This window comes from Rufibacter glacialis (assembly GCF_008271745.1).
GTDB lineage: Bacteria > Bacteroidota > Bacteroidia > Cytophagales > Hymenobacteraceae > Nibribacter > Nibribacter glacialis.
The window spans coordinates 541,348-567,343 of record NZ_VKKZ01000010.1 but is presented as its reverse complement, the minus strand read 5'-3'; the positions used below and the strand labels follow the sequence as shown (position 1 = coordinate 567,343).

General features: G+C 53.0%; 20 protein-coding genes and 1 riboswitch. Of the genes, 8 read left to right on the top strand and 12 right to left on the bottom strand.

Features of this window, described 5'->3' with window-relative positions:
• The first annotated feature begins 37 nt into the window (after positions 1 to 37).
• Together FOE74_RS03260 and secDF are read left to right on the top strand one after the other, a co-directional pair.
• Positions 38 to 403 carry a hypothetical protein gene (locus FOE74_RS03260; protein ID WP_149097158.1) on the top strand — a complete coding sequence of 122 codons (366 nt, stop codon included), beginning with the start codon at positions 38 to 40 and terminating at the stop codon, positions 401 to 403.
• Positions 404 to 563: 160 nt separating this feature from the next.
• Positions 564 to 3,557, top strand: coding sequence for a protein translocase subunit SecDF (secDF, locus tag FOE74_RS03255; protein ID WP_149097157.1), 2,994 nt, complete (start codon positions 564 to 566; stop codon positions 3,555 to 3,557).
• A 210-nt stretch (positions 3,558 to 3,767) separates the two neighbouring features.
• On the opposite strand, the gene FOE74_RS21390 is transcribed toward secDF, so the two are convergent.
• Positions 3,768 to 3,953, bottom strand: coding sequence for a hypothetical protein (locus FOE74_RS21390; protein WP_225840653.1), 186 nt, complete (start codon positions 3,951 to 3,953; stop codon positions 3,768 to 3,770).
• On the opposite strand from FOE74_RS21390, the gene FOE74_RS03250 reads away from it, so the two are divergent.
• Positions 3,874 to 4,683, top strand: a complete 810-nt coding sequence (locus tag FOE74_RS03250; RefSeq protein ID WP_229726159.1) for a YitT family protein — start codon at positions 3,874 to 3,876, stop codon at positions 4,681 to 4,683. The two genes, FOE74_RS21390 and FOE74_RS03250, sit on opposite strands and share 80 nt — an antisense overlap.
• A 123-nt stretch (positions 4,684 to 4,806) precedes the next feature.
• Here FOE74_RS03250 and FOE74_RS03245 read toward each other — a convergent pair whose 3' ends face one another.
• On the bottom strand, positions 4,807 to 6,228 hold the full coding sequence (locus FOE74_RS03245) for an APC family permease (protein WP_149097156.1): 1,422 nt from the start codon (positions 6,226 to 6,228) through the stop codon (positions 4,807 to 4,809).
• A gap of 509 nt (positions 6,229 to 6,737) precedes the next feature.
• Here FOE74_RS03245 and FOE74_RS03240 point away from each other — a divergent pair.
• Complete coding sequence (locus FOE74_RS03240; protein WP_149097155.1) at positions 6,738 to 8,504, top strand: APC family permease; 1,767 nt, start codon at positions 6,738 to 6,740, stop codon at positions 8,502 to 8,504.
• Between the two features lie 151 nt (positions 8,505 to 8,655).
• Here FOE74_RS03240 and FOE74_RS03235 read toward each other — a convergent pair whose 3' ends face one another.
• Positions 8,656 to 10,302 (bottom strand): peptide MFS transporter, encoded by a 1,647-nt coding sequence (locus tag FOE74_RS03235; protein ID WP_149097154.1) that lies wholly within the window; start codon positions 10,300 to 10,302, stop codon positions 8,656 to 8,658.
• A gap of 178 nt (positions 10,303 to 10,480) precedes the next feature.
• Positions 10,481 to 11,098, bottom strand: a complete 618-nt coding sequence (locus FOE74_RS03230) for a NifU family protein (RefSeq protein ID WP_149097153.1) — start codon at positions 11,096 to 11,098, stop codon at positions 10,481 to 10,483.
• Between the two features lie 215 nt (positions 11,099 to 11,313).
• Here FOE74_RS03230 and FOE74_RS03225 point away from each other — a divergent pair, with 215 nt between their 5' ends.
• Positions 11,314 to 12,690, top strand: a complete 1,377-nt coding sequence (locus FOE74_RS03225; protein WP_149097152.1) for a sodium:proton antiporter — start codon at positions 11,314 to 11,316, stop codon at positions 12,688 to 12,690.
• A 286-nt stretch (positions 12,691 to 12,976) separates the two neighbouring features.
• Here FOE74_RS03225 and aroC read toward each other — a convergent pair whose 3' ends face one another.
• Together aroC and FOE74_RS03215 are read right to left on the bottom strand one after the other, a co-directional pair.
• The gene (aroC, locus tag FOE74_RS03220; protein ID WP_149097151.1) at positions 12,977 to 14,059 is read right to left on the bottom strand and encodes a chorismate synthase; all 1,083 of its coding nucleotides are present in this window, start codon (positions 14,057 to 14,059) and stop codon (positions 12,977 to 12,979) included.
• A complete protein-coding gene (locus FOE74_RS03215; RefSeq protein ID WP_149097150.1) occupies positions 14,056 to 15,492 on the bottom strand; it encodes a BatD family protein in 1,437 nt (478 codons plus the stop codon). Before FOE74_RS03215 ends, aroC begins: the two co-directional genes overlap by 4 nt.
• 278 nt (positions 15,493 to 15,770) lie before the next feature.
• Between FOE74_RS03215 and FOE74_RS03210 the strand changes: the two genes are divergently transcribed.
• The 3 genes from FOE74_RS03210 (at position 15,771) to FOE74_RS03200 (ending at position 17,759) form a co-directional block, all read left to right on the top strand.
• Positions 15,771 to 16,526, top strand: coding sequence for a ferritin-like domain-containing protein (locus tag FOE74_RS03210; protein ID WP_149097149.1), 756 nt, complete (start codon positions 15,771 to 15,773; stop codon positions 16,524 to 16,526).
• 13 nt (positions 16,527 to 16,539) lie between these two features.
• Positions 16,540 to 17,385 (top strand): ferritin-like domain-containing protein, encoded by an 846-nt coding sequence (locus tag FOE74_RS03205; RefSeq protein ID WP_149097148.1) that lies wholly within the window; start codon positions 16,540 to 16,542, stop codon positions 17,383 to 17,385.
• Between the two features lie 179 nt (positions 17,386 to 17,564).
• A complete protein-coding gene (locus tag FOE74_RS03200) occupies positions 17,565 to 17,759 on the top strand; it encodes a hypothetical protein (RefSeq protein WP_149097147.1) in 195 nt (64 codons plus the stop codon).
• Here the strand turns inward: FOE74_RS03200 and queG are convergent.
• The 6 genes from queG to FOE74_RS03170 form a co-directional block, all read right to left on the bottom strand.
• Complete coding sequence (queG, locus tag FOE74_RS03195; RefSeq protein ID WP_149097146.1) at positions 17,724 to 18,698, bottom strand: tRNA epoxyqueuosine(34) reductase QueG; 975 nt, start codon at positions 18,696 to 18,698, stop codon at positions 17,724 to 17,726. The two genes, FOE74_RS03200 and queG, sit on opposite strands and share 36 nt — an antisense overlap.
• Before the next feature lie 460 nt (positions 18,699 to 19,158).
• A complete protein-coding gene (gene ruvB, locus FOE74_RS03190) occupies positions 19,159 to 20,202 on the bottom strand; it encodes a Holliday junction branch migration DNA helicase RuvB (RefSeq protein ID WP_149097145.1) in 1,044 nt (347 codons plus the stop codon).
• A 360-nt stretch (positions 20,203 to 20,562) separates the two neighbouring features.
• Positions 20,563 to 21,129 carry a hypothetical protein gene (locus FOE74_RS03185; protein WP_149097144.1) on the bottom strand — a complete coding sequence of 189 codons (567 nt, stop codon included), beginning with the start codon at positions 21,127 to 21,129 and terminating at the stop codon, positions 20,563 to 20,565.
• A gap of 237 nt (positions 21,130 to 21,366) precedes the next feature.
• The gene (locus FOE74_RS03180) at positions 21,367 to 21,840 is read right to left on the bottom strand and encodes a hypothetical protein (RefSeq protein ID WP_149097143.1); all 474 of its coding nucleotides are present in this window, start codon (positions 21,838 to 21,840) and stop codon (positions 21,367 to 21,369) included.
• 24 nt (positions 21,841 to 21,864) lie between these two features.
• The gene (locus FOE74_RS03175; protein ID WP_149097142.1) at positions 21,865 to 23,043 is read right to left on the bottom strand and encodes an acyl-CoA dehydrogenase family protein; all 1,179 of its coding nucleotides are present in this window, start codon (positions 23,041 to 23,043) and stop codon (positions 21,865 to 21,867) included.
• 272 nt (positions 23,044 to 23,315) lie between these two features.
• Positions 23,316 to 25,751, bottom strand: a complete 2,436-nt coding sequence (locus tag FOE74_RS03170; protein WP_149097141.1) for a TonB-dependent receptor — start codon at positions 25,749 to 25,751, stop codon at positions 23,316 to 23,318.
• A 60-nt stretch (positions 25,752 to 25,811) separates the two neighbouring features.
• A riboswitch (TPP riboswitch) is annotated at positions 25,812 to 25,909 on the bottom strand.
• Positions 25,910 to 25,996: the final 87 nt, after the last annotated feature.

Here is a 25,996-nt window from a genome sequence, read left to right as displayed (position 1 = left end):
GTTTTATTTTAAGAATCCGCTACCTTTGCTTATAGAGATGAAACCCAGGCACTACATACAACGTAATTGGCGGCTGCTTTGCACAAGCATTGCCTTGCTGTTGGTGCTTACCGTAAACCACCGGGCCTTACCGGCTTACGCGCACGTCACTGCCTCCCCGGCAGAAAGAGCGGCGGTCAGCAAAAAGGGCCTTGATGCCGAATCTTCGGTGGTGAAGCAGAAAATCTCTTTTGAGGCCACCACCTCTTTCATTGCCCTGGAGATTGCCGAACCCGCCGCCTTACCCCGGCTGACGTTCCTGGCCCCCATACAGCAGGACCTGGAGTCTGCGCTGACTTTTCCTTATTGGGCTTCTTACCTGCAACAGTTGGCGCTTCTGGCCATCTCGCCCAACGCACCCTAGCTTTTCTGCCCTGCCTTGACACCTATATTTCTGGTCAGGCGGGCGGTTACCCTTCTCTTTTGGTGAAGTCCACTCCTTAAACCATTTCTGCGTTTCTGGTGGGTTTCGCTTATTTCAGCTGTTTTTATTCATTCCATTTTTATTCACCTATTCATTACCAATGCGTAACAAAGGTTTTATCCTAGTCCTGACGGTAGTTGTATCGGTTTTGTGCCTGTACTACCTATCGTTCTCCCTGGTCTCTAAAGGCGTTGAGGAAGACGCCACCCGCTTTGCCACCACTAAAACGGGCCAAGTAGACCACTACAAAAAGCAAAGCTACCTAGACTCTGTCTGGAAGGCACCGGTATTCAACTTCCTGGGAGCAGAATACACCTACCAGGAGATCAAGGAAAGTGAATTGAGCCTGGGCCTTGACTTGAAAGGCGGTATGCACGTAACGCTGGAGGTTTCTCCGGTGGAAATCATCAAGGCCATGGCCGGCGGCCGGAAAGACGCGGCGTTTGAGCAAGCCATTGCCCGCGCCCAGAAGCTACAGACCACCAGCCAGGAGAACTTCGTAGACCTGTTCTACCGGTCTTACCGGGAACTCCAACCAAACGGCAAACTGGCTTCTATCTTCGCCAACAGCACTACCCGTAACTTAAGCTACAACTCCACTGACAAGGAAGTGCTGGCGGCCATCAACAAAGAGGTGGATGACGCGGTAGCCCGTTCTTTCAACATCCTGCGTACCCGTATTGATAAATTCGGGGTGAACCAGCCCAACATCCAGCACCTGAAAGGTACTAACCGCATTCAGATTGAGTTACCAGGCGTTGACAACCCAGAGCGGGTGCGTAAACTGTTACAGGGCACAGCCAACCTGGAATTCTGGGAAGTATGGAGCGTGCAGGAGTACGGTCCTTATTTCACGCAGTTGAATGATTACCTGGTAAAGCAGGAAGCCGCCAGCAAACTGAAAGGCGCCGCCGCTCCTTCTGCTAGCCTGGCCTCTGCCGCTGACACCACTGCCAACGCCCTGGCGGCCGCTGCGGCCAAAGACACCTCTGCCCTGGCTGCCCAATTGAGCAAGCCGGCAGACAGCGCCGCTGCCCAGAAAGACTCTTCTATCAACCCGAACCAAAGCTCGCTGCTGGCCCGGTTGTTCACCACCTTGCCAGGTGGTTTAGGCACCAACGTACGTGACACCGCCAAGGTAAACGCCTTGTTTGCCAAGCCAGAGGTAAGAGCGTTGTTCCCGCAGAATATGAAGTTCTTGTGGGGCGTGCAACCTATTGTAGCCAATGACGGCGCTGAGTTCCTGGAACTGTACGCCATCAAAAAAGGCCGAGACGGAAAAGCGCCTTTGAGCGGCGAAAACATCTCTGATGCCCGCCAGGACTATGACCAGACAGGTCGCCCTGAAATCAACATGAGCATGAACGCTGCCGGTTCTAAGAAGTGGCAGCGCCTTACCGGTGACAACATCGGTCGTCAGGTAGCCATTGTGTTGGACGACTATGTATATTCTGCCCCAGTGGTACAGAGCGAGATCAGCGGCGGTAACTCTTCTATCTCGGGTTCTTTCACCATTGAAGAAGCCCAGGATTTGGCCAACATTCTGAAAGCCGGTAAAATGCCTGCTCCTACCCGCATTGTGGAAGAAGCCATTGTTGGTCCTTCTCTTGGTCAGGAAGCCATCAACCAAGGCTTGATTTCTTCCTTGGCTGGTATGGGTCTGGTGGTGTTGTTCATGTTCGCTTACTACAACAAAGGCGGTCTGATCGCTAACATTGCCCTGTTCTTCAACATCTTCTTTATTATTGGTATCTTGGCCCAGTTTGGCACAGCCCTTACCTTGCCTGGTATTGCCGGTATGGTATTGACGATGGGTATGTCTGTGGATGCGAACGTACTGATCTTTGAAAGGATCAAAGAGGAATTAGCCTCTGGCATGGGCGTGCAAGACGCCATTAAGAAAGGTTACAGCAAAGCGTTCAGCTCCATTTTTGACTCCAACGTGACCACGTTGTTGGCGGGTACTATCCTGTACTTCTTCGGTTCCGGTCCGGTAAAAGGATTCGCCATCACGTTGATGATTGGTATTGCCACCTCTTTCTTCACAGCTGTTTTTGTTTCCCGTTTGTTGGTGGAGTGGTTGACAGCCGGTAAAAACGCCAACAACCTTTCATTGGAGACGGGCTTATCTAGAAACTGGTTTAAAAACATCAAGTTTGACATCTTGGGCAACCGCAAGAAAGCCTACATCTTCTCAGCTATCTTTATTCTGTTCGGGATTGTGGCGGTGTTCATCAAAGGAGGATTGCCTTTGGGCGTTGACTTCAAGGGGGGTCGCTCGTACGTGGTGAACTTTGACACGCCGGTTCCGGCTTCTGAGGTGCGTTCTGCGTTGGATGACGAATTCAAAGGCGCCGGTACGGAGGTAAAAACCTATGGTGCCGCCAACCGGTTGAAAGTTACCACCAGTTACATAGCTGAAGACGAATCTACCCAGGCTGATGAATCAGTAAGAGCCGCTTTGGATCAAGGATTGAGCCAGTACAAGAACCTGAACCCAACCGTGGTAAGTTCTTCTAAAGTGGGCGCCACCATGGCAGATGACATCCAGAAGACAGCTGTAATAGCGGTGTTGCTGGCTTTTGCCGGTATCTTCCTTTATCTGGCCTTCCGTTTCAGCCGCTGGCAGTACAGCTTGGGTGGGGTGGTAGCCTTGATCCACGACGTGCTGGTGGTATTCTCGGCCTTTACTATTGCCAACCTGTTCGGAATTTCCTTTGAGATGGACCAGGTGTTCATTGCCTCTATCCTGACCATTATTGGTTATTCCATCAATGACACCGTGGTAGTTTTTGACCGGATCAGGGAATACACCAATGAAAACCCACGCGTGAAATTCCGTGACATTGTGAACCCTGCCTTGAACAGCACCTTTGGCCGTACCATCATCACCAACTTAACGGTATTGCTAGTAGTGGTGGTCCTCTTCATCTTTGGTGGAGAGACTTTGAGAGGCTTCTCATTCGCCATGTTGATTGGTTCTTTGACCGGTACGTACTCTACCTTGTTCATTGCCGCGCCAATTGTGGTAGATACCACCAACGTAGACAAAGAAAGAATCGTGACGGCCAAACCAGTGGTAGCCGGTTCTTAATTCTTCATAAACTCAAAACAAAAAAGCCGGGTAAAAGCCCGGCTTTTTTGTTTTGTCCTACCTGCTCCAGCATTTCAAAATAACTCCCTCACCAGCAAGCACCTATCCTTTTATATCACAATTTGGTTACTCAAAAGAAACTAATTTTTCACACGGGGGTTTTAGAAGTGTTTCTTCTATTTTTCTATATTGCTCCACAAAAATTCTTATTTACTCCAGATAACCCCTCCCGTTGATCCTTTCTATTCCATTACCAGCCTCTAGAAGCTTTGACTTCAGATCTGAGTTAAAAAACATCCTATTTATTTTTCTTGGTATTTTCTCTGCGGGCTTCGGCCTGAAGGGCTTTTTACTCTCCAGCCATTTCATTGATGGGGGCGTCACGGGAATTTCCATGCTTCTCACACATATGCTGGGCATTCCTTTGTCTTTGCTTATTCTGCTGTTCAACCTTCCCTTTATCTTCATGGGCTACCGCTACGTAGGCCCCATGTTCGCCATCAAGAGCGCCTTGGCCATCATAGGGCTGGCGCTGTGCCTGGTGTTTGTCACGTTCCCAGATGTTACCCCAGACAAAATGCTGACGGCCATCTTTGGCGGGGTGTTCATTGGCCTGGGAATTGGGTTGGCCATGCGCGGAGGCGCCGTACTGGATGGTACAGAGGTAGCGGCCGTGCTGGTGAGCAAGAAATATCCCCTGCTCAAGGTGAGTGACGTGATCTTGCTGTTGAACATCGTCATTTTCTGCTCAGCGGTTATCTTGCTGGGTACTGAGGTGGCCCTCTATTCGATCTTGACCTATTTTGCGGCCTCCAAAATGATTGACTTCCTGCTCCACGGCATTGAGCAATACACGGGCGTCACCATTGTCTCTTCGCTGAGCGAGGAAATCCGGATCGCGATCACAGAAAAGCTGGGCCGCGGCGTTACCGTGTACCAGGGCAAGCGGGGATTTGGCAAACGGGGCCACAACACAGAGATAGACATCATCTTTACGGTAGTCACCCGCCTGGAAATCCCGGCCCTGCGCCGGGAAGTCAAGCTTATAGACCCTTCGGCCTTCCTCATCCAGCAAACCATAGATGACACAGATGGCGGCATGGTAAAAAGAAGATCCTTGCATTGATAGCAGCCAACTGACCCGTCTTACCGGATAAGCGTGGTGATAAATAAGAAGGGGTGTTTTAGGCCTGGTTTGTGAAAAACCTCCCTAAAACACCCCTTCTGGTTTTTTCTATAGCAAAGCGCCTCAAACTTTCATTTCCTCCGGCACCGGCTCCTCTTTTTTCAAACGCCTTCTCATAAACCACCAATACATAGGAATACCGGTCAACATCAGGATCATGCCTATGCCCGCCTCCCGGGGCCGGACGAAGATGGTGTTACAGAACAGGGCCACGCAGAACAACACCATGATGGCTGGCACCACCGGGTAGCCCCACACTTTGTAAGGACGAGGCGCATCAGGCATCTTTTTCCTCAGGATGAAGACGCCTAAAGTGGTTGCCCCATAGTAAATGAACACCGCGAAGATGATCATGTCGGTGAGTTGGTCAAAGGTGCCAGACAGTACCAGCACGCAGGCCCACACGCACTGAAAGACCAAGGAGTTGGCCGGTACCTGCGCCTGGTTCAGGCTGGCGGCTTTCTGAAAGAAAAGACCTTCACGGGCCATGGCGAAATACGTGCGGCAGCTGGCCAGAATGGTGGCGTTGGTACAGCCCAGGGTGGTGATCAGGATCAGGACGGAGATAAAGAAGCCTCCGGTTTCCCAGAAGCTTTTCACGGCCTCAATGGCTGCTATCTGGTTTCCGGCGGCATACACCTCCTCCAGGGCCGGTATGGGCAGCAAAGAGAGGTAGGTGGCGTTCACCAGCAGGTAAATCACAATCACCGTGAGCACCCCAATGGTGATCCCCCGCGGGATGTTGCGTTTGGCATCTTTGATCTCCCCGCCCACAAAGCCGATGGCCGCCCAGCCCTGATAGGCCCAGAACGCCGAAAGCATGGCAGCGAACACCGCGCTGAAGGTGACGGGGGTTTGGTTCGTGGTCTGCAAATCAAAGCTTCGGCTGAGGTCTGCCTGGCTACTGGTGGCCCCGAAAAAGATGATAAGGAAAATACCCGCGAAAACCAGCACCAGAATGGCCGTACTCAACCCCGCCCCGGCACGCAGGCCTTTGGTGTTCACCCACGTAAGGAACAGGATGAGCAGGATAGCCGTGAGTTTCACGCTGAAATCAGCAAATGGGTAGAAGACCCCGCCAATGGAAAAGTCGGCCAGGGAAGGCAGCAACGGCGGGATAGAAGACAGACTGTGCAGCGACTGGGCAAACACATACGCCAACGACGAGATGGCGGCCGTCTGGATTACCGTAAACAAAGACCAGCCGTAGATGAAGGCGAAAAAGCGGTTGTAGATGCGTTTGTAGTAAGCGTACTCACCCCCGGTATCTGCCAGCAGCCCGGCGATCTCGGCGTTACTCAACGCCCCGAACAGCGTGATGATCCCCCCCAGAACCCAGCAGATCAAAACCCAGCCCGGCGAGTGCAGTTCCGCGGCCATGGGGGCTACTTTCTTGTACACCCCAGACCCAATGATATTCCCTATCACCACTACCACCACCAGGCGCAAGCCCAATGACCTGTTCAGTTGCTTTGTGTTGCTCATAACGGCCGGATAATTTCCTTAAAGAAACAATTATTCCTGTAAAATCCTATCCTTGCCGGCCCCTACCCTTCTACCAGAGAAGGAGGCGATTTTAAGAAAATGCTGTTGTTTCACAACAGCAGCTAACCGTTTTCTTGGCTCCTCAAGCGTTTCAGAGCTGTTTTTCAGGAAAAGGGCAAAAACCACTTATTCTACCGCCTTTTGTTTGGCTCCGCCAGCACACCTGCAAACGAGCAGGTTTGACGGCGGAGCTGTCTCTGTGGTGGTGCAAGCAGTAGGGCACCTAAAGTTTTGCTGGTTTTCTATGTCCCCTTTTTACAGGGTCTCGTAGAAATGGCAGTGATTCCTCTAGCTTGCATTTATAATGGAAACAACCATTACATCGGGTTAAGTCATTCCCCTCCAGCAGAACCCGTTCTGGCTTTTTAAGAAATACAGGCATGCCTAGTAGGTTTTACAAGGTTTGATTTCCCCGTTACTTCCTTCAAAAGTATTCCTAAAAAAATCCCATGAAAAAGGATCTTACCAATGCCATCTCTCCTACGCACGCGCCCAAGCTGAAGGAGTTGGCTGCCACGGCCATCTGCGGGAATGACATCACCTCTTCCTGCCTGTATGTGTCTGCCTTGGCCATTATCTATGCGGGGCAGTATGCTTGGGTGGCTCTTTTGATGGTGGGCGGGGTCTTGTTCCTGTTCCGAAGCATCTATGCAGAGGTGGTGGGTGCGCTTCCGCTGAACGGCGGGGCCTACAATGCCTTGCTCAACACTACCAGTAAGAGCACGGCCTCTTTGGCGGCCTGCCTTACGCTGCTCTCTTACATGGCCACGGCGGTGATCTCTGCCAGTGAGGCCATGCATTATGTACACCACCTCTGGAGCGGCTTGCCCATCATCTATGCCACCGTGGGACTCCTGGCGTTTTTCATGGGCCTCACCATTATGGGCATTGGAGAATCTTCTATTGTCGCCATCATTATCTTCATCACCCACATCACCACTCTCACCCTGTTGGTGGTGGTGGGGCTCTTCTACCTTTTCAACCACGGGTTTGACACCCTGGCCCTCAATTACAGCCAACCCATAGAAGGAAGTATCTGGCGGGCCTTGTTCTTCGGTTTTGCCGCCGCCATGCTGGGTATTTCCGGGTTTGAGAGCTCGGCTAACTTCGTGGAGGAACAGGCGCCGGGGGTATTCCCCAAAACCCTCCGGAATATGTGGCTGGCCGTGACCATCTTCAACCCTTTGACCGCTTTTTTGGCCATTGCCCTTATTCCCATGGCGGCGGTGGCCGAGCACCAGACCGCCCTGCTCGCTTATCTTGGGGAGGTAGCCGGCGGAAACTGGCTGGCCATCCTGGTTTCTGTCAATGCCGCCATGGTGCTGAGCGGGGCGGTGCTCACCTCCTACGTGGGGGTGACGGGCCTGGTGCACCGCATGACTCTGGACCGGTGCCTGCCGCAGTTCCTGCTCACTACCAATAAGAAAGGCTCAGCGTACCTGATCATGATCAGCTTCTTCCTGCTGTGCGTCTCTATCCTGCTCATTACCAAAGGTGACATAGGAGCCCTGGCAGGGGTGTACACCATCTCGTTTCTTTCAGTGATGGTCTTGTTTGGCATAGGGAACATCCTGCTCAAGATGCGCCGCAACCGCCTGCCGCGCCCCGTGCGGGCCTCTAACATGGTACTCTTCATCGCCATATCAGCGGTGGTTGCCGCCTTGGTGGGCAATGCCCTGCTGAACCCGGCCTACGTGTGGGTTTTCCTCAAGTATTTTATTCCTACGGTGTCAGTAGTGTTCATCATGCTGTTCCGCATCAGGCTGCTCCGGTTTTTCTCGTATTTTCTACAAAAGGTAGAGAAACCGCTGGAGAAGATCCTGCCCTGGACCTCCTATACCATTCTGCGCCTCATCAACACCATCAGATCCCAGGAATTCATCTTCTTTACCAGGGGCGACAACATTGCCAACATTAACCGGGTCATGCGGTACGTGATTGAGAACGAGCAGACCAGCAAGATCAAGATTGTGAACGTGCTACGCGAAGGGGAAGAACCACCCAAAAAACTGATGCACGAAGTGGAGGTGCTGGACCGGGCCTACCCAGAGCTGGAAGTGGACTTTGTGGTGATCAGGGGGCACTTTGGCCCAGAACTGATCCAGGAACTCTCTGACAAATGGAAGATTCCGAAGAACTTCATGTTCATTGGCTCGCCCGGTAACCGCTTTCTCTATGGCATCCAGGAACTGGGAGGCGTGCGGCTGGTTATCTAAGCCCATTACCGCACCTTTTTCTAACAGGTGCTAAAGAAGCGCAACCCTTATTACCGGTTTTGCCGGCATTTACAAGAAAATGACACAAAAACGGCGGCCTCTGAAGTTCAGAGGCCGCCGTTTTATTAATGCAATAAGTAGGTTACCCAGCCTACATAGCCGGTTTCTCCATGATGCGGCGCAGCCACTTGAGCATGAGCACCAGCACCAGGGCCGCCGAAACAGTAACGGCAAAGTTGACCCAGAAGAAGTACGACTTGTCATCATACGTATCCCAGAGGCTGGCCAGAATACCAGATAGCTTGTTCCCGATGGAAGTGGCAATAAACCAGCCGCCCATCATCAGGGCCGTCAATCGCGGAGGGCTAACTTTGGATACCAGGGACAAGCCCATAGGGCTTAGGCAGAGCTCGCCAATAGTCACCACAAAATAGGTCCCTACCAACCACATGCTGGACACCTTGTCCATGCCGTTGTCGCCGGCCCAGACCGCGCCTACCATCACCAAGGTGGAAAGGCCCGTGATGAACAAGCCCCAGGCCATTTTAGCGGGAGTGCTAGGCTCTTTTCCTTTGCGGCGCATAAAGCCCCAGAAACCTACCACCAGCGGGGTTAAGATGATCACGAAGAAGGGGTTGATGGATTGGAAAAGCTCCGTGGAGATCAGCGCCAGGGAATTGCCTTCCTCGGGCCATTCTTCCTGGGGCAGGTTGTTCAGGTAAGGCGATACGCCCTCCTTGGTGACCACTTTGCCGTCGGCATCAGTGCTGGCCCGGAAGGCCGCGTCAAAGGCGGGCACTGTGGTAGGGGTGGCATCCACGCTCTGCACCATACCCAACGAAACTGCCGGTTTCTCCAGCGCCTCAGGCAGGCTACGGTCAGTGTAATACTCAGCCCAGGTGGTGAGGGCGGTGCCGTTCTGCTTGAAAACGCCCCAGAAAACGACTACCACGGCAAAAATAGAAAGCAGCGCAGCAATCGGTTTCTTGTCTTCCACCGAGGCCTTGGCCCACAGGCTCACGTAGAACAGGATGATAGGAATAGAGCCGAAGATGAAGGCATCTGTAGAGTCAGAACCAAACACGTTGCCCGGAATCAGGAACCAGCTCAGGATACCCACCACCATGGCGGGCAGAATCACCAGGCTGAACACTTTCCAGAGCGGCATGTCATGCGGCTGGGCGGGTTTGCGGATGTCATAGTCGCGGTGCGTCTTGTTACCGGCCCAGAAGATGATCAGACCGATGAACATGCCTATACCCGCCGCCAGGAACGCGAAGCCCCAGCCGTAGGTGTTGCGCAGGTACGCCGCCACAAAATTACAGATGAAGGCGCCCAGGTTGATACCCATGTAGAAGATGTTGTAACCGGCATCTTTCTGGGGCAGGTATTGGGGTTCAGAGTACAGGTTACCCAGCAGCGTAGAGATGTTGGCTTTGAAAAACCCGTTCCCAATGATGATGAGCGCCAAAGAAAGGAAAAAGAAGGTATCGCCGGGAACCGCGAGGCCGCAGTAGCCCAACCCCATCAATAAACCGCCAATGGTGATGGAGAGCCGGTAGCCCAGTAACCTATCGGCCAACAGGCCGCCAATGAAGGGAGTCAAAAACACCAACGCGATGAAGGTGCCATAGATATCAGAACCCTGGTCTTTGGGAAGTCCCATTCCGCCACTTTGGGTGTCTGTCATGTACAGGAAGAAAATCCCGATCATGAGGTAGTAACCGAAGCGTTCCCACATTTCCGCCAGAAAAAGGTAATAAAGGCCCTTCGGATGCTTTGAAGCTGGTGTTGACATTAAGAGGTAGTTAATTAATCAGCTTTGAAAGTAGCAAAAAATATTCAAAGTAGAATAATTCTGGCCCGCGCGCCGGACCAATTGTCTGCCAACGGGGCGTTCCCTTTCTCCTAAAAGAGCAATAAAAAAGGCGCCGACAAGCTAATGTCAGCGCCTTTTTATAAAGAATTAGGGTCAATTACAGGGTTATGCCTTCGGCCACCACTTCCTGCACCTCAGGCACCATGCGCTTGAGCAGGTTCTCAATACCGGCCTTCAAGGTAACGGTAGCAGAAGGGCAACCGCTGCAGGAGCCTTGCAGGTTCACGGTTACTACGCCTTCTTTGTAGGACCGGAAGGTGATGTTGCCGCCGTCTTGCTCCACCGCCGGACGCACGTAGTTCTCCAGCAGGTCAATTACCTTTTGGGAGATCTCTGCGTCTTCCGCGGAAAGGTCTGCGGACATCTCAGCGGAGGCCGAGGCAGCCGTAGAAGTAGTAGGAGTACCCAGGAAAATAGGGCCGCCGGCTTCTACGTATGATTTGATGAAGGTTCTCAGTTCTGGGATGAGCTGCGCCCAGGCCACGGGGCTGTTCTTGGTCACGGTCACAAAGTTGCTCGCGATGAACACTCTAGACACGTAGTCAAAGTTGAACAACTCCTGCGCGAACGGAGACTCCATGGCGCTCTCCACCGTTGGATAGTCTACGCTACCGCCTTCGCCCAGCAGGGTGGTGTTGAGCACGAATTTCATTGATTCCGGGTTAGGGTTCGCCTCAGCGTACACCGACACGGCTTTGGTTGTATTTTCAGTCATGGCTCTTTCTCTTTTTAATATAATAAAAACCTACTAGCTAGGGTTTAAGTTTCCAAAAATAGCCAAAAAACCAATACGTGATGGTTCCCTTGGGGGAACCGTTCCTTTGAAGGCGTTTTACCGGCTATTTTCTGAAATAAAGCCCTAAACAACCCGCGGTTACAACAGAAAACGTAATTTTGCGGCACTTGATTTTTCACCAACTGTGCCCATCTATGCTCATTGCTTCGCTTTTGGCAGCCGCTACCCCCCCTCAAGTGCCCGGTTTCCTCATCACTCCTTTTGCCTTACTGATTGGGATGATTGCCACCGGCCCTATTTTCTTTCCGCATTTCTGGCATAGATTTTACAAAACGATTGCGGTAGGTCTGGGCCTGCTGGTATTGGCATATTACCTGATGGTCTTGCAAGACACCCACCTGCCCGCCGAGACCCTGGCTGAATATGCCTCCTTTGCCATCCTGTTGAGTGCCCTCTATGTGGCGGCCGGCGGCATTTACATCAACGCCAATGCCAACGCCACCCCGCTCATTAACGTGGGCATTCTTTTGTTTGGGGCCGTGATTGCCAACGTGATCGGGACTACCGGGGCATCGCTGCTGCTCATCAGGCCGTTCATCCGGTTGAACAACCACCGCATCAAGCCTTACCAGATCGTGTTTTTTATCTTTATCGTGAGCAACGCCGGGGGTATGTTAACCCCGCTGGGTGATCCGCCGTTGTTCATTGGGTTTCTGAAGGGTGTGCCTTTCTTCTGGACGCTACAGCACCTTTTCACACCCTGGGCTATTGCCGTGGGCGCTTTGTGTACTATTTTCTTTGTCCTGGATAGGCGCAACAAAGAAGGGTTTGTTCCCAAGCCAGAAGTAAAAGCCCGCGTGGAAGCCAAAACAGAGTTCTTCTTCACCGGCAAGCGGAACCTGCTCTGGCTGGCGGTGATCATTGGCGCTACCTTTCTGAACCCGGCTACCTATGAATGGCTGCCCTACATTCCGCTGGAAGGAGGCATCAAGGTTTCTTTTGTGCGGGAGTTGGTACAGCTGACGGCGGCGTTCCTGTGCTTTAAATTTGCGAGCCGCACCGCCCTCAACGGAAACCACTTTTCCTTTGACCCCATTCTGGAGGTGGTGTTCCTGTTCTTCGGGATTTTCTTTACCATGATGCCTGCCCTGCAATTGGCCGCCGGACTAGCCTCTTCCCCGGAATTCGCCGCGAAGCTCACACCTTCGGTATTCTATTGGGTGACGGGCTCGCTCTCCGGCGTGCTGGACAATGCCCCTACCTACGCCAACTTCCTTTCATTGGGTATGGCCAAGTACCAGCTCAATTACTCCAGTACTGTCCAGGTGCAGGCCTTCGCCAACGGGTTGCCAGGATCACCAGAGACCTTGCTGGTGCTGGAAGCCATCTCTATTGGCGCGGTACTGTTCGGGGCCATGACCTACATTGGCAACGGGCCTAACTTCATGGTGAAAGCCATTGCCGAGCAAGCCGGGGTGAAAATGCCGCCCTTCTTTGCTTACATGTTCAAATACTCCTTGATCTACCTGCTGCCGGTTCTGGTTTTGATCTGGGTACTGGTGATTCTGTAAGGTTTGTCTCTATAGAAAGCAAAGGGCGTTATGGAGCTGTTTTTCTAAAAACAGTCCCATAACGCCCTTTGCTTTTACTGCCACCAGTGAACCTGATAGGCAAAGACCTCACAGGTCTGGGTGATCTGTGGGGTCTATTGAGTTGCTACTACCTTAGCCCTGTTTTCAGGCTTCTTTCTATAAAACGGACCAGAAAAAGGAGAGGCGGTACAAATCAGATACCTGCTCGTTTAAAGTCACCCTTTCGTTTCAGGCTTATTTCTGAAAAATAAGCCCTCAATGGAAGCTAGTCTATTTTGTTGGCTCGTTGGCGCAGCACAAAATCAGCCAGTACCAAAGCGGCCATGGCATCTACAATGGGCACGGCGCGCGGCAGTACGCAAGGGTCGTGGCGGCCTTTGCCCTGGAGCTTGATCTCGTTGCCCTCTTTGTCAATGGTGTCCTGGGTCTGTAGAATGGTGGCCACCGGCTTGAACGCTACTTTGAAGTAGATATCCTGCCCATTGGAAATTCCTCCTTGAATACCTCCGGAATGATTCGTGTGGGTTCTCACCTGGCCTTTGTCATCAGTGTAAAAGACGTCGTTGTGCTGAGAGCCGTACATGCGCACACCCTCAAACCCGCTGCCGTACTCAAAACCTTTCACGGCATTGATGCTGAGCATGGCCTTGCCTAACTCAGCGTGGAGCTTGTCAAACACGGGTTCCCCTAAGCCGGCCGGCACGCCTTTGATCACGCACGAAACCACACCGCCAATGGTGTCCAACTTGTCGCGGGTTTCTTCAATGAGCTGGATCATGGCCTGGGCGGTCTCTGGATGCGGGCACCGCACAATGGTGCTGTCTACCTGGCTAAGGTCCATCTGGGTATAATCTGCCGGGGCGAAGATGCTGCCCACCTGTGACACGTATGCGGTGATCTGGATGCCCTGCAGCGCCAGGAACTTCTGCGCCAACACGCCGGCCGCTACCCGGGCCAGGGTTTCCCTGGCTGAGCTTCGGCCGCCGCCGCGGTGGTCTCTGGAGCCGTATTTAGCGGTATAGGTGTAATCTGCGTGCGAGGGCCGGAAGGCGCTTTCTATGTGCGAATAGTCATGGCTTGCCTGGTCTTTGTTGAAGACGGTGAGCGCGATGGGCGTGCCCTGGGTCTGGCCGTTGAAGATGCCCGAAAGGATCTGCACCTGATCTTTCTCGTCGCGGGGGGTGGTGATCTTGGATTGGCCGGGTCTGCGGCGGTCCAGGGCCGCCTGAATCTCCTCCACGGTGATAGGCAATCCGGCGGGGCAACCGTCCACAATCACGCCAACGGCGGTACCATGTGATTCCCCAAAAGTGGTGATCCGGAAGATGGATCCGTACGTGTTACTCATTTCCTCTTTAGTATGAAAATAAACAAGGCAACCCCCAGCAGCACCCCTAACACCACGTTGGTGTACAGGCGCGCCTCCTTGAATTGGTCCAGGCTGGTGAGCTGATTGCTTTCTGTGGCGGCAATATTGTAAAATTCACCCACATCTTGCGCTCTTATGTAACTATTTTGGTCTTCCTGCCCCCGCACCCGCACGGTTAAGGCCGGCTGCAGGGTGTCATAGCGGGCAGTGGTGGGGTTGAAGTAAACCCATTGGAACAGCTCCCGCAGAGGGTACTGCCCGGCCTGGCGCCCCACCATGAAATACCGGAACACCTTGTTGCCTACCAACCGGCCCTGCTCTATGCGGTGGCTCTGCCTGATCTCTGGCGAGTAGATTTCCAGCTCACTGGAGATGCCCACGCTTCGGGGGGCGGGCAGGGTCCTGATGTTGCCCTCCCCCACTATCTTGAACAGGTAGACCAGGTTCTGGTTCAGGGTGATGGTGCTGCGTGACAACTGTTCTTCCAACCGGAACTCCCCTACTGCCACTTGGTCGCGTAGCGGATGAGGGGGCAAGGATTTCACGGTGACCACTTTGCCGGAGGTGGTGTAAGTCTTGGTTTCCGGTAACCGGTTCTGGGTCAGGAGCGAAGGGTTCTTGGCGATCTTGTATTTGATCATCCGCAGGCTGATAGCCGGGAACCGGAGCAGCTGCGGCGTAATGGGGTACAGAACCGCCGCGTACAGCTTGTAGCGCGTGAAGTCTTTGTTCCCGATCTTTATCTTCTCTGGTAGGATCTCGTCTTGCAGCACTACTTCCTCTAGGGCGCTGCGCTGCTTCAGTTGCTGTACAATGGTGCCTATCTGGGTCTCGAACTCCACAAAATCCAACAAGCCAAGGTCAGCGTCTGCCAGGTAGAACCACAGCGAGACCGGCACAGCCTCGCCCACAAAAGCCCGTTCCTTGGGCAGGTGCAGGGTCAGGAAGGCGTTCTCCTTGACTTCCACAAACTCGGGCGCCTCCAGGGGAGTGATAGGTTTGTCTCCAGCCAGGCTGTCAGGCGGAGTTGTTGGCAGGGGCACGGCGGCCAGCACTTTCACCTTGAGTCCGGGGGCCGGTACATTCTTGCCGTCTACCACCAGGGCAAAGGGCTTCACCATCACGTCCCCCTCTTTGAGCGGGGCGTACTGCTGGGTGAGGGTATACACGAAGGAGGTCTTGGTGCCTTTGGTGATGGTGGTGGTGAAAGACTTCTGGGTACTCTTCTGCAGGCCCTCTATTTCTGGGAAGCCTTCTACCTTAGCGGGCTTGGCACCCGCTGACTTTAATGAAATAGTGAAATATTGGTCAATGGGAATCACGGCTGGCCCATATTCCACGGCATGGTCTTGCGCACTGCACCAGGAGGCCCAGCCCATCAGCCAAAGAATAAGAAAAACCGCCTTTTTCATCTGTTTTGGTTAAAACGGCCAAAAAGCGACCGTAGTACTTCGGCCCAAAAGTACGAAGAACCCACCAAGGCCCCTACCCTCTGCGTCCAGTAAAACCAGCCACTCTCTGCGGCCACCCAAAATAATTGTGTTTTTTTTCACCTGCCTAAAATCCGGGGGAACAACGCGTCTCGTAGGTCTCGCTACTTCGGCCAGAAGGCAGAGGCGGCTCCACCCTAGAACCGGTGCCCCCAGGTGTTCTGGTTACAGAAATTGTTTCACCCTCATTTTTTAAAACTATGGCTAAAAACACGAATTCAATTCCTGAACAGAACGTCTTGCAGGGATTGAAAAACCCTTTGAACCGCCGTTCTTTCCTCCAGTATACGGGGGCAGGCGTAGCTGTATCAGCGCTTCTGCTCACGGGCTGTGATGACGACGATGATGCCACCGGCACCAACATGCAAGGCGCTGTGAACCTTGGCTCCGGTGATGTGGGCGTCCTGAACTATGCGTATGCCCTGGAGCAACTGGAGGCTGCCTTTTACACCACCGTGGTAGGTATGGCCAACTTCGCCACGCTTTTCCCCAATGCCACTGAAAGAGCTGTTCTTATGGACATCAGAAACCACGAGGTAGCACACCGCGAGTTCTTCAGGGCCGCCATCACCAGCACGGCCGCCAGCCAGATCATCCCTAACCTTACGCCTAACCTGCCTGCCAGCGCCCTGGCCAGCCGCGCCTCTATCCTGGCCACGGCCAGAACCTTTGAAGACCTGGGGGTAGCCGCTTATAACGGAGCGGGCAAACTGCTCACCAGCGCCACTTTCCTGGGAATTGCCGGCAAGATTGTGTCAGTGGAAGCCCGGCACGCCGCAGAGATCAGAGACATGATTGAGAACGGCACCTTTGCCAGCGGCCCGGCTGGCATACGGTCAGGCGAGATTGTGGATGCCAACGGTCTGGATGTGGCCTTGACGCCCGCACAGGTACTGGCCCTTGCTCAGCCTTTCATCAAGGAAACCATCAACGCAAGCAACTTGCCCACCACTTAATCACTAGAAAGCCATGAATATCTTTAATATATTAAAAGAAGTAGAGAAAGTAGATCCGGAAATCTTTGACCGGTTAGACCCACGCCGCGCCGTATTCAAGCATTTTGGTGGTTTTGGCAAGAAACTGGCCGCTGCTGCCATTCCGGTGGCCTTTGGCTCTATGTTGAACAAAGCCTACGGCCAGACCGGCACCCCTACCGTGCGCGAGGTGCTGGAGTTCGCCCTGAAGCTGGAAAACCTGGAGTACTATTTCTATAAGCGGGCTGCTGACACTAATATCTTCGCCTCGGCCGCCGGCAAAACGGCTTTCACCGTGATCCGTGACCACGAGGAAGACCACGTGAACTTCCTGCGCACGGCCATTACCGGCCTGGGAGGCGCCGCCCCCACCAACTACACTGATGCCAACTTTGACTGGACTGCCAAAGGCCTTCTAGGAACTTCCACCTTCACTGACTACCCCACCATGCTGGCGGTGGCCCAGGCCTTTGAAGACACCGGTGTAAGAGCTTACAAAGGAGCTGCCCCTGCGCTTATGACCAATGACGCGGTGCTTCAGGCAGCCCTGCAGATCCATTCTGTGGAAGCAAGACATGCCGCCCACCTGCGCCGTATGCGCCGTGACATGGCCAGCGGAGTTGCTACTAACAAGCCTTGGATCACCATGAAAGACAGAGGCGGCCTGCCGCCTGCGTTCCAAGGGGTCTATGATGGCGAAGAAGTGACCACCCAGGCGGGGGTAAACATTGTAGGCACCTTTAATGGCATTGCCATTGATGCCAACGCCGCCTCAGAGGCCTTTGATGAACCATTGACCGTAGCCCAGGTAAATACCATTGTGGCGCCGTTCATCAAATAACCCCTTTATTCTGAGCACATAAAGAAGGCAGCCCCAAAAGGCTGCCTTCTTTATGTCAAATTAATTGTAAAATCAGTACAAAATTTTGCATAATCAGTATAAATACTGGAATCTTTTTTTGCATCTTTGCGTATAGTTTATACCTAACCAAAAAATATAAATACCTATACCTTTAAGTCATGTTAGAGTACGTAAAGTTGATTTTGAGCAAAGTGAGCTTTGACTCCAGTTTGTTTGAAAAGGAGTTGAGAAAAAGCATGCGGATGTTGGTACAACAAGAGCTGGAAATCTTGCGCGAGTGGTGCTATACGCATTTCTCTGGTACGTACAGCACGATCTTAGACAAGGTCTTCAGAAACGTGATGGTCGCCTAACGAGGCGGCTGGTTCCTTGGCCACAAAACGAAGGTTTCTGGTTAACCCCTCAAACCCTGTCCGTTTAACGGCCGATTTCCTGAAAATATCCCTGAACACTTCGTGAGTAAGCTCCACCCAATCACTTCCTGTGAGGTGGAGCAACTCTGGGTGTGGCGCAAACGCCGGCTCCCGGTGCGCCTTGCTGAACCGGTTCCAGGGGCACACATCCTGGCAAATATCACAGCCAAAAACCCAGTTCCCAAATTTCCCCTCTACTTCCTGCGGAATCTGGTCTTTCAACTCAATGGTGAAATAAGAGATGCATTTGCTTCCGTCTACCACATACGGCGCGGAGATGGCATCTGTAGGGCAGGCGTCCATGCATTTGGTGCAGGTGCCGCAATAGTCTTTGATAGGCCCATCGGCCTCCAGTTCCAGGTCCAGGATCAGTTCCGCGATGAAAAAGAAACTGCCCACGCCCGGTCTGATCAGGTTGCTGTTCTTGCCTACCCACCCAAGACCGCTTTTCTTCGCCCACACCTTGTCCATGACCGGGGCTGAATCCACGAACACCCTACCGCCCACCTCGCCAATCTCTTCCTGAATAAACTGGAACAGCGTTTTCAGCTTGTCTTTGATCACGAAGTGATAGTCCTGCCCGTACGCGTACTTAGAGATCTTGAACGTGTCTTCCGGCTGCGTCTCTTCCGGGAAGTAGTTCAGCAGCAAACTCACCACCGACTTTGCCCCCTCTACCAGCAGGCGCGGGTCCAGGCGCTTGTCAAAATGGTTGGCCATGTAGTGCATCTGGCCGTGCATGTTCTGGTTCAGCCAACTCTCCAGGCGGGGCGCCTCTTCCTCCAGAAATTCGGCCTTAGACACACCGCAGTACATAAACCCCAGTTCCTGGGCCTTCTGCTTGATGAGCTGCGTATGTTTGGGAGCAAGGTTGAACATGGGTGGTTTTAGCCGATGACTGCTTTGAGAAAACAAAATTGGTGGAAAAGAATTTCAGTTCCTGTATAAATTCTGTTTTACGGCTGCTTTTCAGAAAACAGTGGTAAAAAGTGCTGGCAGTGACACTCGTAGGACCTCCGGACACTACGAGGTCTGATGGAGTCCTGAGTCTTGAGTCTAACGAATAGAAACAAGCTGGCGCGAAACTTAGTCTCGTGACCCATGATGGTGCGAGTCTCCAGACTCGCTGGGAACCACCAGCCTGAACACGGGCGCTTGGAGACGCGCGCTACCGTAGAAAGAAACAAAAACCTCACAGGTTTTGAAAACCTGTGAGGTTTAAAATATTGAAGGGCAGTTTCAGTGGCCTCTTCTATGACCTCGTAGTGTGCGCAGCTCCTACGAGTGTCTAGCGATTTCAGGGCTATTTCCTGAAAAACAACCCCAAAACCTCGTTTTTCTACTCGGCGTTGTCAAACAAGGTGCCGCTGCGGACGTGGTTGGGCGGAATCTTGCCCAAGTGGCGGTAAGCGGCTTCGGTGGCTTCGCGGCCCCGGCTGGTGCGCTTGATGTACCCTTCCTGGATCAGGAACGGCTCATAGACTTCCTCAATGGTCTCGGCCTCGTCGCCGCAGGCGGTGGCAATGGTGGAAAGACCCACCGGGCCGCCTTTGAACTTGTCAATAATGGTCATCAAAATGCGCTTGTCCATCTCATCCAGGCCGTTGTGGTCCACATCCAGGGCGTTCAGAGCAAACTGCGCGATCTCTACCGTGATGGTTCCGTCTCCTTTGATCTGGGCGAAGTCGCGGGTTCGGCGCAGCAGGTTATTGGCAATACGCGGCGTACCCCGGCTGCGGCGGGCAATCTCAAAGGCGGCATCTTCATAAATAGGCGAACCTAGGATCTCTGCCGAACGCTGCACAATGGAGGTCAACAGTTTAGAGTCATAGTACTCTAACCGGGCGTTGATCCCGAAGCGGGCGCGCAAGGGCGAAGTCAACAACCCGGAGCGGGTGGTGGCCCCAATGAGCGTGAACGGGTTCAAGGAAATCTGCACCGACCGGGCATTAGGCCCTGAATCCAGCATGATGTCAATCTTGTAATCTTCCATGGCCGAGTACAGGTACTCTTCCACAATGGGGTTCAGACGGTGGATCTCGTCAATGAACAGCACATCATTCTTCTCCAGGTTGGTGAGCAGGCCCGCCAGGTCACTGGGCTTGTCCAGCACCGGGCCAGACGTGATCTTGATGCTAGAGCCCAGTGAGTTGGCAATGATGTGCGACAAAGTAGTCTTCCCCAAGCCCGGAGGTCCATGCAACAGGACGTGGTCCAAGGCTTCGCCCCGCATGATGGCTGCCCCCACAAATACCTTCAGGTTGTCTACCACCTTCGCCTGACCAGTGAAGTCGCTGAAGTCCAAAGGCCGCAGGGCCTTGTCATACTCCTTCTCAGCCGGGGAAAGGTGATCAGCAGAACCAGTTAAATAGTCTTCTCTCATGTGTAAAATCTCTTAGCGGATGAAGCAAAGATTCCGATGTAAAGATAACACAACCCACGCTAAAAACGCTCCCATAAAGCTAGAAAAAGCCTCATTTTTGCTACTATTTTTAACAATAAAGTAGGTTTATCTAATATTATTAGCAATAAAACATAACGCCTCCTCTTCCCAGCTTTTCTGGAAAACAGGCTAAGAATACAAAAGGAAGATTATTCCTGCACAAGAAATACTATAACCAACCATACACAAAGAAGCCCCTGTGATTGCAGAGGCTTCTTTGTGTATGGTTGGTTCAGCTCAAAGGCCTGAAACCCAATTTAATTTACTTTTAATATTTCGCTTCAAATTGACCATTCGTCACTACAACTGACGGTAAAGTGCTGTTAAAGGAGAAGGGCTCAATTTACCATTGAATGTACCTTTGATCACCTTTGCAGATTTATCATGTGCCGTAATAGTGAGGGTGCCTTTGTCTCCGTCTCCGGGTGCGTACTCTGTCCTATCTTTCTTACTATAGTTTAGGATGAATCCTATTTCCACGTCATTCATTTTCATCTCATATGTCATTGTCTTATCAGGTGAACCTTCAAATATTCCCAGCCTTAACGTATCACCGCCTTGGTTGATATAGTCTAGGTTGATCAACGTTTGCCCAAAAAATGACTCTGTAGAAGCATTTAGTTTAACTGAGGTAAATGTAGTGGTTCCAATCATAGCAGTAGCTGAATTGTTGGAGGTAAGAGGTGCGGTGTCATCGTCATTACCTGAGCATCCTGAAAACAGAACAGAGGCAGTAACCATTAGAATAGCACAGAATAGATTAGAAAGAATTTTTGATTTCATATAATATTTAATTTTATAGGTGAAGGCACAAACTACAACTTTATCCTGATAAGCACCTGATTTACTTGCAATTATTAAATTCAAGGCTATTGAATGGTATCATATGGTACAGGACAGGGCGTTTAACTCTTATAAGATTTAGTACACTTCCATGAATTCTCCCTTGATCATGGCTACTATCGTTTCAGAGATACTTAACCTAAATCAGGCTAAAAACAGAGAAAGCAGCTACGCTTCCGTAACTGCTTTCCTATGATTCATTCTTGGGTAAATTAAAAAATGCCGCAGTGGAAGCAAAGCCTGACCCCGGGTGCGCCACCTTTAGGCTCCTTGCCAGGAATTCTTTATTTTATGGAGCCTCAACAGGTAGAGAACCAGCAGAAAAGGTTCAAGTCTGAAGTTAAAGACGAATCCCTCTGAGGTATCAATCAAGGGAAGTACCAGCATGGCCGCCCCACACGCCAAAAGACCTATAACTGCATCAAGAATCCCTACCTTAATTGCCCAGTTTTTCTCGGTCCATAGCCCAAACGCAGTGATGGCTTTCAGCAGAAACAGCACCATCAGAAAAATACCAGTAGGCGAAAAGGGGTTATTAGTCTCAAAACCGTACAAAGAGAGAGAAAAGCTATATCCCAGTAAGCCCATTACCAGTCCTATAGGCAAAATACCCCCGGCCAGCAAGAAAAACCAGATAAAGGCCTTCATCCACCAGGGCAGCAAATCACGCCTTCTGCCACCGGCACCTTTCAGTCCTTCAAAGGTTGCCTTGACGCCTTTATGGCTTTTTTCCATCTAAATCAGTTGTGGCTAAAAAGCTTATTTAAACGCCTGTATACCGGTGATATCTGCGCCGGTGATCAACAGGTGAATGTCATGGGTGCCTTCATAGGTGATCACGCTTTCCAGGTTCATCATATGGCGCATGATGGGATACTCGCCGGTAATGCCCATGCCCCCGTGGATCTGCCGCGCCTCACGCGCGATGTGCAGGGCCATGTCTACGCTGTTGCGCTTGGCCATGGAAATCTGCTGGGTGGTGGCTTTGCCTTCGTTCTTGAGCGTTCCCAGGCGCCACACCATCAGTTGGGCCTTGGTGATCTCGGTGACCATCTCAGCCAGTTTCTTCTGGATAAGCTGGAAAGAGGCAATGGGCTTGTCAAACTGGATGCGCTGCTTGGCATAATGCAAGGCGCTCTCATAGCAGTCAATGGCAGCCCCAATAGCTCCCCAGGCGATGCCGTACCGGGCCGAATCCAGACAACCCAGAGGGCCTTTCAATCCGTCAACGTTGGGCAGGAGGTTCTCTTTGGGCACTTTCACGTTGTCAAACACCAGTTCGCCGGTGGTAGAGGCCCGCAGGCTCCACTTGTTGTGGATCTCGGGGGTGGTGAAACCTTCCATGCCGCGCTCCACAATCAAGCCTTTGATGCGCCCTTGCTCGTTCTTGGCCCATACCACCGCCACCTGGCACTCAGGGGAGTTGGAGATCCAGAGCTTAGAGCCGTTAAGTAGGTAATGGTCGCCCATGTCTTTGATGTTGGTGACCATGCCGCCCGGGTTAGACCCAAAATCCGGCTCCGTCAACCCAAAGCAGCCCAGCCATTCACCGGAGGCCAGTCTGGGCAGGTATTTGTTGCGCTGCTCTTCTGACCCGTAGGCGTAGATGGGGTACATGACCAGAGACCCTTGCACCGAGGCCGTAGACCGCATGCCACTGTCGCCGCGCTCAATCTCCTGCATGATGATGCCATAGCTGATGTAGTCCAGGCCACCACCGCCGTACTGGGTGGGAATGGTAGGCCCGAAGGCACCTACTTCGCCGAACTTAGGCACAATCTCACTGGGAAAATGTGCGTCCTGCGCCCACTTCTCAATGCTGGGGGAGATCTCGCGTTTCACGAAATCCCGCATGGTCTGCCGGATGAGTTTGTGCTCATCGGTGAGCAGGTCATCTATGTTGAAATAATCTGGGGCGCCGGAGTTCTCTGAAGCCATAGGGTTGTGGGGTTAACGTCGATGTCTGTTTCCAAACTTAGCAAGAAACCCGGCACCCGCCAACTACTTGTTAGCAAAACCTTTCAAGACAGGAGGCTCAGCCTCCGTTTTCTGTCATTTTTATAAAAAACAGGCCAGCAAGAAAGGTCCTTGTAGAGACAAGGCATGCCTTGTCTCTACGGCTCCAGTCGCCACCTCAGGCCCTACAACAGGAAAGCCCCACCCGTTACGGCAGGGCTTTCCTGTTGTAGGGCAGTTTTGCTGAAAACCGCTTAAAAACGCAGGCTCACCTGCCCCATGAAATTGCGGGGGGCCTGCGGGAAATAGTAATTGTAGTCATAGCGGGCAGGGTCGCCGCCGTACAGTTCCGTGAAGGTGTATCCATTGGCCACGTACTCCTTGCTGAACACATTGTTCACCAATAGACCCAGCTCTACTTCCTTCATCCAGTTCACTGGCTTAAAACGGTAGAAAACGCGCACATCCCCCACCTCATACGGCTTCAGGCGGCGGTTCTGGCTGGCGGTGTTGTCTAGGAACTGCTCACTCACGGTCTTGTACTGGAACTGGAACCGCAGGCCGGTGAGGGGCCGAACCTCCAGCTGGGAAGAAGTGACAAAGCTGGGAGAATAGGAAATCGTGGTTTCCTCGTATTCGTTCACCGCCACGTTCTCAGGGTCATAGTCAATGGGAAGGGTCTCGGTGAACCTTTCAATGCGGTTACGGCTCAGGGAAAGGTTGGAGGAAAGGAACGCTACCTCGCCCAGCCCTACCCCGGCAGCCAGTTCAACCCCGGTCCGATAGCTTTCCGGGATATTGGTCCTGATGGCGGTGCCCACGTTATTCAATTGGCCGGTGAGCACCAGCTGGTCTTTGTAGTCCATGTAGAAGAGGGTGAGGTCGGTGGTCAGGCGCAGGGGCAAGCCGCTGAACTCACCCAAAGGCTGGCTGAGCCGGTAACCGGCCTCCCAGTCCACCAGGCGCTCAGGCTTGGCTCTGTCATTGGACGGGCGGTCCGTGAAGTCTGAGCGGGTGGGCTCGCGGTGGCCCACGGCCACCGAGGCGTATAACTGGTGAGCCTCTGAGACGGCGAAGGTCAGGCCGGCTTTGGGGTTGAAGAAATTGTAGTCGGCGCGGGTGGTCACGTCCTGCTGGTCGTCATCGGTGCCGTCTATGCGATAGTCCACCTGGCGTACCTGCAGGTCCCCGAAGAAGCCCAGCGCCTCAGTGGCTTGCACGGTAGCCTTGCCGTACACGTTAAAGTCGGTTTTGCGGGCATCACCGTCATAATAGCGGTGGCCGGGCCGGATGGTGGAGGCATGCTGTGCCCAGATGACCTCGCCGAAGTGCGCGCCCTCATACTTGTTCCAGCCGCCTCCCAATACCGCCGACAGTTTGCCGGTCCCGTTGTACTGCAGCGCGAAAGTGCTGCCGTAGAAGTGGTTGTCCAGCCATTTCTGGCGTACCAGGCCGGTTCTCAGCACCGGGGCGCCGTCCATGGTGATGGGCGGAATGAGGTAGTCCTTCAGTTTCGCCCGGCTCTTAAAGGTCTCATAGAAGCCAAACCCGCGGGTGTAGTGCAAGGCGGCGTTGAGGGAAAGGGTATTGCTGAACTCATGGCCGTAGTGCAGCTGGTAATGGTACTGCTGGTAATCGTCCACCTCGTTGTCATAGGGGGTGTCTACGCTGCCGTAGTCCGTTCCCGCCGAGTTAAAGCGCCTGTTGGTTTTGAGGGTCTCCTCGTCCACCCCGTTCCAGGCCTGGTACGTGACCTCATGCCCACCAAACATGACCACTTTCAGAAAGTCCTTTGCGCCGTAATACCCGCCGGAGAGGTAGAAGGATTTGAGGTCGGCCGTAGCGCGGTCAATGTACCCGTCAGAGGAAATGCGCGAGAGGCGGCCGTCTACGGCAAACTTGCCCCCCAAAAGTCCGGTCCCGAACTGCACGTTGTTCTTCCAGGTGTTGTAGGAACCGAAGGCGTTGTCGGTGCGGGCGTAGGCCTCGGGGCTGGCATCCTGGGTCTGGAGGTTAAGGCTGGCGCCGAAGGCCCCCGGCCCGTTGGAGGAGGTGCCCACGCCGCGCTGGATCTGCACGTCCTGCAATGACGAGGCAAAGTCCGGCATGTTCACGAAGAAGACGCCGTGGCTCTCCGCGTCGTTGACCGGGATGCCGTTCACCGTCACGTTGATGCGGGTAATGTCTGATCCTCTGATGCGCATGCCGGTATAGCCCACTCCGGCGCCGGCATCTGAATTGGTCACCAAAGAAGGCGTGTTTTCCAGCAGATACGGCAAATCCTGGCCAAAATTGCGGTCTTCCAGTTCCTGCTTGCTCACGTTGGTGTAGGTGGTGCCGGTTTTCTCATTGGCGCGGGTGGCGGTCACCAGCACTTCCTTGGTGGCCACGCTGGAACGGGTTAACTGGATGTCAAGCGGCTGCCCCGTGGGTACCGTCACGGTCTGCGAAGCGGTGGCGTAGCCCAGGTAACTCACGTGCAGGGTATAGTCACCGGCGGCCAGGTTAGTAAAGTTGAAATGGCCGGTGGCGTTGGAGAGCGTGGCCCGGTTACCGGCCGAAAGGGTTACGGTGCTACTGGTGAGCGGTGTTTGCGTGGCAGCGTCTACAATGCGGCCAGACAAGGTGTGCTGTGCCATGGCGTACCAAGGCAGCAGGCAGCCCATGAGCAGGGCTAAAGCTTTTTTCATGTGAAAAAGATGAATAGATAAAACAAACAGAAGCCACCAGGGGCCGGTGCTCCCACTCTTGTTTTGTTCCCTTGTTTTTCCCTTCGCCGGCATTACCCGGATCAGGTTCAATGGGTATGATCTCAGCCCGTTATCTTAAGGCACCCCTAAACTGAGGCAAAGCTACGCCCACCTTGAATCAAAACCAACCAACCCCAATAACTTATTTATTTTTTTGCCCTGGCAGTCAACATAGCGGGGCCAGC

What these genes read in the sequence shown, in the direction of transcription:
- FOE74_RS03260 (WP_149097158.1), top strand. Translation starts at nt 38, where the DNA reads ATGAAACCCAGGCACTACATACAACGTAATTGGCGGCTGCTTTGCACA.
- secDF (WP_149097157.1), top strand. Translation starts at nt 564, where the DNA reads ATGCGTAACAAAGGTTTTATCCTAGTCCTGACGGTAGTTGTATCGGTT.
- FOE74_RS21390 (WP_225840653.1), bottom strand. Translation starts at nt 3,953, where the DNA reads ATGGAAATTCCCGTGACGCCCCCATCAATGAAATGGCTGGAGAGTAAA.
- FOE74_RS03245 (WP_149097156.1), bottom strand. Translation starts at nt 6,228, where the DNA reads ATGAGCAACACAAAGCAACTGAACAGGTCATTGGGCTTGCGCCTGGTG.
- FOE74_RS03240 (WP_149097155.1), top strand. Translation starts at nt 6,738, where the DNA reads ATGAAAAAGGATCTTACCAATGCCATCTCTCCTACGCACGCGCCCAAG.
- FOE74_RS03235 (WP_149097154.1), bottom strand. Translation starts at nt 10,302, where the DNA reads ATGTCAACACCAGCTTCAAAGCATCCGAAGGGCCTTTATTACCTTTTT.
- FOE74_RS03230 (WP_149097153.1), bottom strand. Translation starts at nt 11,098, where the DNA reads ATGACTGAAAATACAACCAAAGCCGTGTCGGTGTACGCTGAGGCGAAC.
- FOE74_RS03225 (WP_149097152.1), top strand. Translation starts at nt 11,314, where the DNA reads ATGCTCATTGCTTCGCTTTTGGCAGCCGCTACCCCCCCTCAAGTGCCC.
- aroC (WP_149097151.1), bottom strand. Translation starts at nt 14,059, where the DNA reads ATGAGTAACACGTACGGATCCATCTTCCGGATCACCACTTTTGGGGAA.
- FOE74_RS03215 (WP_149097150.1), bottom strand. Translation starts at nt 15,492, where the DNA reads ATGAAAAAGGCGGTTTTTCTTATTCTTTGGCTGATGGGCTGGGCCTCC.
- FOE74_RS03210 (WP_149097149.1), top strand. Translation starts at nt 15,771, where the DNA reads ATGGCTAAAAACACGAATTCAATTCCTGAACAGAACGTCTTGCAGGGA.
- FOE74_RS03205 (WP_149097148.1), top strand. Translation starts at nt 16,540, where the DNA reads ATGAATATCTTTAATATATTAAAAGAAGTAGAGAAAGTAGATCCGGAA.
- FOE74_RS03200 (WP_149097147.1), top strand. Translation starts at nt 17,565, where the DNA reads ATGTTAGAGTACGTAAAGTTGATTTTGAGCAAAGTGAGCTTTGACTCC.
- queG (WP_149097146.1), bottom strand. Translation starts at nt 18,698, where the DNA reads ATGTTCAACCTTGCTCCCAAACATACGCAGCTCATCAAGCAGAAGGCC.
- ruvB (WP_149097145.1), bottom strand. Translation starts at nt 20,202, where the DNA reads ATGAGAGAAGACTATTTAACTGGTTCTGCTGATCACCTTTCCCCGGCT.
- FOE74_RS03180 (WP_149097143.1), bottom strand. Translation starts at nt 21,840, where the DNA reads ATGGAAAAAAGCCATAAAGGCGTCAAGGCAACCTTTGAAGGACTGAAA.
- FOE74_RS03175 (WP_149097142.1), bottom strand. Translation starts at nt 23,043, where the DNA reads ATGGCTTCAGAGAACTCCGGCGCCCCAGATTATTTCAACATAGATGAC.
- FOE74_RS03170 (WP_149097141.1), bottom strand. Translation starts at nt 25,751, where the DNA reads ATGAAAAAAGCTTTAGCCCTGCTCATGGGCTGCCTGCTGCCTTGGTAC.